Source organism: Lactobacillus sp. UMNPBX4, from assembly GCF_002554115.1.
In the GTDB taxonomy this organism is placed as follows: Bacteria; Bacillota; Bacilli; order Lactobacillales; family Lactobacillaceae; genus Lactobacillus; species Lactobacillus gallinarum.
This window is the reverse complement of the sequence record NZ_PCZF01000065.1, coordinates 1-6760: the sequence shown is the minus strand read 5'-3', so window position 1 is coordinate 6760 and position 6760 is coordinate 1. Positions and strand designations below refer to the sequence as shown.

The 6760-nt window shown below is 35.7% G+C and carries 6 protein-coding genes and 2 pseudogenes; 7 read left to right on the top strand and 1 reads right to left on the bottom strand.

All coding sequences use genetic code 11. The annotated features are described in order from the left end of the window. Window positions 1-125: 125 nt before the first annotated feature. The 3 genes and pseudogenes from CP355_RS09150 to CP355_RS09140 form a co-directional block, all read left to right on the top strand. Window positions 126-653: pseudogene (locus CP355_RS09150) on the top strand (PfkB family carbohydrate kinase); the annotation flags it as partial. After that, window positions 653-1210, top strand: a complete 558-nt coding sequence (locus tag CP355_RS09145) for an ECF transporter S component (RefSeq protein ID WP_087176709.1) — start codon at window positions 653-655, stop codon at window positions 1208-1210. The pseudogene CP355_RS09150 and the gene CP355_RS09145, both read left to right, overlap by 1 nt. 80 nt (window positions 1211-1290) lie before the next feature. Beyond that, on the top strand, window positions 1291-2496 hold the full coding sequence (locus CP355_RS09140; protein ID WP_098044381.1) for a L,D-transpeptidase family protein: 1206 nt from the start codon (window positions 1291-1293) through the stop codon (window positions 2494-2496). A gap of 54 nt (window positions 2497-2550) precedes the next feature. Here the strand turns inward: CP355_RS09140 and CP355_RS09135 are convergent. After that, a pseudogene (locus CP355_RS09135) lies at window positions 2551-3598 on the bottom strand (MATE family efflux transporter). A 158-nt stretch (window positions 3599-3756) separates the two neighbouring features. On the opposite strand from CP355_RS09135, the gene pepT reads away from it, so the two are divergent. From pepT to CP355_RS09115, 4 genes are all read left to right on the top strand, one after another. Beyond that, window positions 3757-5043 carry a peptidase T gene (gene pepT, locus CP355_RS09130; RefSeq protein ID WP_098044380.1) on the top strand — a complete coding sequence of 429 codons (1287 nt, stop codon included), beginning with the start codon at window positions 3757-3759 and terminating at the stop codon, window positions 5041-5043. Between the two features lie 5 nt (window positions 5044-5048). Beyond that, on the top strand, window positions 5049-5261 hold the full coding sequence (locus tag CP355_RS09125) for a hypothetical protein (protein ID WP_087176712.1): 213 nt from the start codon (window positions 5049-5051) through the stop codon (window positions 5259-5261). Further along, window positions 5261-5818 (top strand): Fic family protein, encoded by a 558-nt coding sequence (locus tag CP355_RS09120; RefSeq protein ID WP_098044379.1) that lies wholly within the window; start codon window positions 5261-5263, stop codon window positions 5816-5818. The genes CP355_RS09125 and CP355_RS09120 overlap by 1 nt, the downstream gene beginning before the upstream one ends. Window positions 5819-6042: 224 nt before the next feature. Beyond that, window positions 6043-6393 (top strand): hypothetical protein, encoded by a 351-nt coding sequence (locus tag CP355_RS09115; protein ID WP_087176705.1) that lies wholly within the window; start codon window positions 6043-6045, stop codon window positions 6391-6393. The last annotated feature ends 367 nt before the right edge of the window (window positions 6394-6760 follow it).

Sequence of the window (6760 nt, the reverse complement as noted above, 5' to 3'; positions counted from 1 at the left end):
CCTGGTGCAATTCGCTACCAAGAAAAATATTGGCATATCATACACCAGATGAAATTTTTGAAAGAGAATTGGATCATATCTATCAAGCAGCTTAAGTGTTCAATTTATTATTGCAATTTACGCAAAAAATTATTTTAATAGATCCGGCAATGGCGGATCATGGCAAAATGTATCGTGGCTTAAGCCAGCAGTATATTGAAAAAATGCGGCAATTGGTTACTAAGGCTACAATTTTAACGCCAAATATGACTGAAGCTGCATTTTTATTAGGAAAAAAAGCAGAAGAGAATTCCATTCAAACGGCTACAAGTTTAGCGCAAGAATTATCGACTAAATTTGATATTCCTAATGTAATTATCACTGGAATAGATTTGTCAGATGAAAAAATCGGAGAAGTGGGCATTACTGAAGGAAAAGAATGGTCACTAACCCAGAGAAGATTGCCAGGAAGCTTCTTTGGTACCGGCGACATTTTTACAAGTGTCTTTTTAGCGGCATTTATGCATCAATATAGTTTAAAAGAAAGTTGCTCTATTGCGGCTGATTTTGTGGAACGAGCTATTTTGAATACTACTAAGCAGGATCCGCGTTTAGGGCCGAATTATGCGGCAGGATTAAGTTGGCTATTAGAAAAGGTGGGGAATAGAAAATAATGAAAACAGATAAAAATTCTTTACAAGCATTGATTTTTACCGGATTATTTGCAGCAATTATTTATATTGGTATCTGGGTCTTACGAATTCCTGTACCTGCTATGGTAGGTCGACCATTTATTCATTTTGGCAATACTTTGACGGCAGTAGCTATTCTTTATTTGGGTTATCGCAATGGGATGATTGCCGGAATTATTGGTTTAGGTGGTTTTGATTTATTAAATGGTTATGCTGCTACATCATGGCTCACTATGCTTGAAGTTGTTGTGGTTGCGACAGTTTTGAGCTTAATTTTTAAAGGGATGAATTATCAAGATAGTAAGAAGAATATTATCATTTTAGGTATTGTTGCCGGTGTGACTAAAATTTTTACTACATATTGCGTTTCAATTGTTGAAGCATTAATGGTAGGAACGAGCTTGCAAGTAGCATATATTGGTGCATTTGTAAGTTTGCCTGCAACCGTAATTAACTCAATTTCAACTGCAATTTGTACGCCAATATTATATTTTGCATTGAAGGATGCGACGAGAGTTATCATGAAAAAAGCCAAATAAAAACATAAGATTTTACACATGTGTTCTTGGGTGCTATATTTAAACTATTAGCTTACTTATGGGAATAAAGGTAGAATAGTATGAACGAGGATCTAAAAAGAAAAAATAAACGAAGCAATCTAATCATATTAATAATTGGTATTTTAGTTGTGGTCGGCATTATTGCAGGTTTTGGTATTCACAATCATCGTGTAGCCAGTCAAGCTGCAGCGGAGAAGTATGCACGAACACACTTTAATCCAAATGTTAAAATCGATGGTGTGAAGGTTGGCAAATTAACTGTTGCTAAGGCAACTGCCAAAGTAAATAAAAAAGCTAAAAATCATGTGCAATTAAGAAATGAAAAATTGGTTTATAGCTATAATACGACCGCACCGACAATCGATGAGGCAGAAACTGAAGCACTGTTTAAAAAGCAACAAACTAAGACGCCTTCAGATCAAGCCTATAATTTTACTACTAAAAATTTAGCTACTGCTAAGAAGAAGTTGAATGCGTTAAAGAAGGCTGAATTGACTTACAAAATTAATGGCAAGAGTTATCAGTTAAAGGCCAAGGATCTTTTAAATGATGTTAGCTACCGAGATGGCAAATATCAATTTGGCGATACATCTAAATTAACTGAAAAGTTAAACCAAATTGATAAAGAAGTTTCCACTTTGCATAAAAGCTATAAGTTTACGGTTCCTACTGGTAATAAGGTTAAGGGTAAGACAATTACCGTTAAAAATAAGACTTGGGGCTGGGGTGTTTATGTTAAAAAGGCTCGTCGTTTGATCTTACAAGCTTTTGCAGATGGGAAAACCACTTTTGATGGTGCTGATGCAATTTATGGTTTAGGCTATAGTACTTACGCTCATGGTTACGGTAAGAGTAATCATGAAATCGGCAATACTTATGCAGTTGTTTCATTAAAGAAGCAAGAGGTTTGGCTTGTTAGAAAAGGTAAGTTAGCTGCACATTTGGATAATGTAGTTACTGGTACGATGGAAGGTAGCAAGGGTGATCAAACTCCACGTGGTGTTTGGTACATTCACTACAAGGAATCTCCAAGTATTTTGCGTGGTACCAATGACGATGGTTCAAGTTATGCTTCACCAGTTAAATACTGGATGCCATTTACTTTAAGTGGTTCTGGTTTCCATGATGCTAGTTGGAGAACCGATTGGAGTAAGAAGGCCTACTTAAGAGGTGGCTCACATGGCTGTGTCAATGTTAAGCCTAGCGAGATTAGAAAAGTTTGGAATAACATTTCTAAGAATGAACCAGTTATTATTTATGAATAATTGAGATAAAAATAAGACCTGCGGAATATCAAATTCTGCAGGTCTTTTATTGTTTTATTTCTTTAACTTATCTTTTAGATCTAGACTCTTTTTAAACATGAAGTAACCGATAATCCAGGTTAGAATATCACTTGCTGCTTGTGACCAAACGATACCATGATAGCCTAAAGTACTCTTCAAAATTTCTAACACAATGAAATAAATGATGCCCTGACGAGTAATTGCCATAACGAAGGCTCCCCAGGCATCCCCAATTGATTGGAAAACTGTAGTATAAACTAAAATAATTCCAACAAACGGGGTAGTAATAATCGTGGCAATTAACATGTAGCTACCAGCTGAAACAATTGATGCTTGATTCATAAATAGTGCAGTCACTGGTTTGGCAAAGATGATCAGTAAGCCACCAACGATAATTGCATATGCTACTAAAACTAGAGTATCAAAGCGTAAAATGTCTTTTAATCGTTGCCAGTTTTTAGCACCATAATTATAACCAATCAATGACTGTGCACCGAAGGCAAAACCAACAATAACTAAAATGACGATGCTATAAATTTTTTGAGTGATTCCCATAGCGGCAACTTTGTTAGCACCGTATGCGGCAAGAGACGAGTTAAGTAAAGCCATACCAAAACTTTGAGCAAAGTTGGTAATTGAACCCGGGATACCAATGGCAATCACGTCCTTAATATTTTGCCTAGAAATCTTCATAATTTTCGGATTTAAGCTAATGTAGAATAATAGCTAAAATAGTTCCTATCATTGTGCTGAGCATGGCCTCAAAAGCTAAGCCTTCAGTTCGAATTAGGTTTTGTGGAACTAAAGAAAAGATGATAAATACCAATCCCAGAGCGATAATCCGATAAAAATCAAAAGCATATGAATAAGTAGATGCTTTAACTCCTAGAAGGATCAAAATTGGTTTGGCAAAAACTAAAAGCAAAACTGTCAAAATGATACCAACAATTACAGACCCAAATAAACAAAAACTGCTGATTCTTTTGCTTAGATCATTGTGGTAATCATCCCTAGCACCACAGGGAAGGCTAATTTAAAATAGACTTTTTTTTATAGGTGCTTTTGCAAATAATTCATCCATAAGTTTTTCCTATTCTCATTCAAATAATTCTTGCCAATTCATTATATTCTTTTTTGAATCTACTTATGGTTGCGATTTGTGAAAAATACTTTAATTCAGAAAAGTAATCTATTATACTGAATACAATATGAAATTAAAATGAAAAGGCGGCGTGAGGTATGACTTTCTATGATTTGAATTACGAACAAAATAAATTTATTCATTATGCTAAGGAAAATACGCGTTCTTTCTTTGAGCATCATGACCAAATTCCATCTTCACCTGGTCAAGTTGTATTAGCTAAAGAGTTGGTACAAGAATTAAAAGATATGGGACTCGACGCATATTACAATGATAAAACAGCCTTTGCTATTGGAAAATTAGCTAAAAATACAATTGATGAGGTTACACCGATTGGCTTTTTTGCGCATGTTGATACTGCAGATTTTAATGCTGAAAATATTAAGCCCCAAGTTCATTCTGATTATGATGGAGAAAAGGTTTATTTAGACAAAGATGAAGGAATAGTTCTCGATCCTGCAGAATTTCCGGATTTGTTAAATTTAAAAGGCCAAACATTAATTACTTCAGATGGTCATACTTTATTGGGTGTTGATGACAAAGCTGGCATTGTTGGGGCACTCTCCATGCTACGCTATTTGGTAGAACATCCCGATGTTAAACATGGAGACGTATATATTGCCTTTGGCCCTGATGAAGAAATTGGCTGCGGCGGTAAATATTTTGATCCGCACGATTTTCCTGGCGTAGAATTTGCCTATACTTTAGATAATGGCCGCCCCGGTGATTTTTCTTATGATACCTTTAATGCTTCTGAAGCTACTATTCATATTAAAGGAACCGTTGTGCATCCCGGTGAAGCTTACGGCCTAATGGTCAATGCCACCACATTAATGAACGAATTTTTATCAGCATTACCGCAAGATGAAGTTCCAGAAAAATCACGCAATCATGAGGGCTTTTTCTTAGTTACTGATGCTACAAGCACGGTAGACCATGCGGATATTAGTATGATAATTCGTGATTTTGAATGGGATAAATTCATTGCAAAAGAGAATTTAATTAAAGAAATCGTTCAGAAGCTGAATGAAAAATATGGCAGCGATCGCTTTACTGTTAAGATTCGTCGTCAATATGAGAACATCTATAATGGATTAAAGGATAAGCCATATATCGTCAACTTAGCTTTAGATGCTTATCGCAAGTGTGGTCTGACACCACATGTTCAATCATTTAGAGGCGGTACTGATGGTAACTTTATTACGCCAAAAGGCATTCCGACTCCGAACTTATTCAATGGTGGTGGTAATTATCATGGCCGGTATGAATATGTAACCGTAGAACAAATAGATAAATTGGCAGAAGTGTTGACGATGATAATTACAGAGCACTTGCGTCAAAGTCGTGAGGGCAGAGATGAACGCCCACTTGAGAAATATTGGTAGATAAAATGCAAGATTATAAACTAGAAATTGATGTAGATAAACAAACGATTCAGGCAGTAACAATTCCTGATCCCCAAATGTTTCAACAAATTTGTTTTGTAGTAAAGAATAATCACTTAGAGGGGTGGAAGCCGGAAACTAAAGATATTGCACGGTTAGTTGACCAGGCAAATAAGCCAGATCAAAGTATTATTGATGAAATCAATGAGGCATTTTAATGGCAGAAGATTGGATTTCAGTGACTCTTTATCCTAATGGAACGATGAAGAATAAGTTGGGGATTAGGGATGCAGCAGAATTAGCAGACTTGGAATTTCAAATTTCAGCTGAGCGAGAATTATTGCTGTTAAAGGAAAAAATTAAAGTAGGCCAAATTGAAGACTTAAAGAAAATTCATAAGATAATGTTCTCACCTTTATATGAATGGGCGGGACATTACCGCAAGGGTGATTTTCGTAAAGGAAATACCGTCTTTTTCCCACGTGAACGCTTTGACTACGCCGAAGAGGATATTAACGAAGCTATTTCTAATTTACCGAAAAAAGGACCGTTGACTGCTGAAAATTATGCGAGTTTGATCGACAAGATTAATTTCTTTCATCCCTTTAGAGAAGGCAATGGTCGGAGCACGAGAACTTTTTTGCAACTACTTGCCTTAGAACATGGACAGGCAATTGATTATCCGCTAACAAACGAGGCAATGATCGTGGCAGAAAACGAAGCTGATATTGCCAAAATTGCATTGCTAATTAAAGTAAAGGCACTTGCTGAATAAAAGATTAAAACCATTTAACAAATCAACAATTTAGAACTACTATAACAGGTGGCTGGATGAGCATCCTTCCTCCTTTAGAAGTGAAATAAGCAATTAAAAAATTTCTTCATTCCATCATCTTGCTAAAGAGCGACAACTGTGTGCGTTTGCCGCTCTTTTTCTTATGAAAATACGTCGATACAAGTAAAAAATGTTATAGTGGACACGGAAGGAAGAATTTTCAGATGATTGATATATACAATGAGAGTTTAGCAAAATATGCAGATGGAGATCGTCATATCTTTACTGCGAAGTTTCTACGTCCTGACGATCATAAAGGGATCTTTACTGAGTTAACTGTCGATAATGAAGATAATGTAGTGGTTAAACAAATTGCCCTTCATATGACTAAGGCATTCAAAGACTTAAATCTAGAAGAGGGCGATGTAATTCAATTTGAAGGCATCGTGAAGAAGAATACGCGCGATGAATATACAGTTGAACGTCCTACAAGAGCTGAAAAAATCAGTAGTGCTGATAACAGTGATAGCAAAGTTCACGTTATGGGCAACGATTGGGATTGGTTTGAAAAGTAAAAAAATATCATATTTTTGATGAGAAGCATGTCAAGTTGGCATGCTTTTTTTGCATCTTGGGGTAATTTTTTGACCACTTGGCAAAATTGAGTTGAAAATTAAAAACAGGGGGGTAAAATTAAAAATAAATAAAAATATGATAGTTTCAATAATATGATGGATGTGAGTATGAATGAATATTAAGGGATTTTACGAGATACATAGGGGACGCTTTATCTTAGTCTTCGCCATGGTAACAATCGGCATGGCAATAGACGCTAGTACACAATATTTAATGACGCCAGCCTACAATAATTTGAAAAATTTGAATTTCGCCGATTGTAAAATCAAGTTGAACACTTTATAAAAATAAAAGTCCATCTGGACC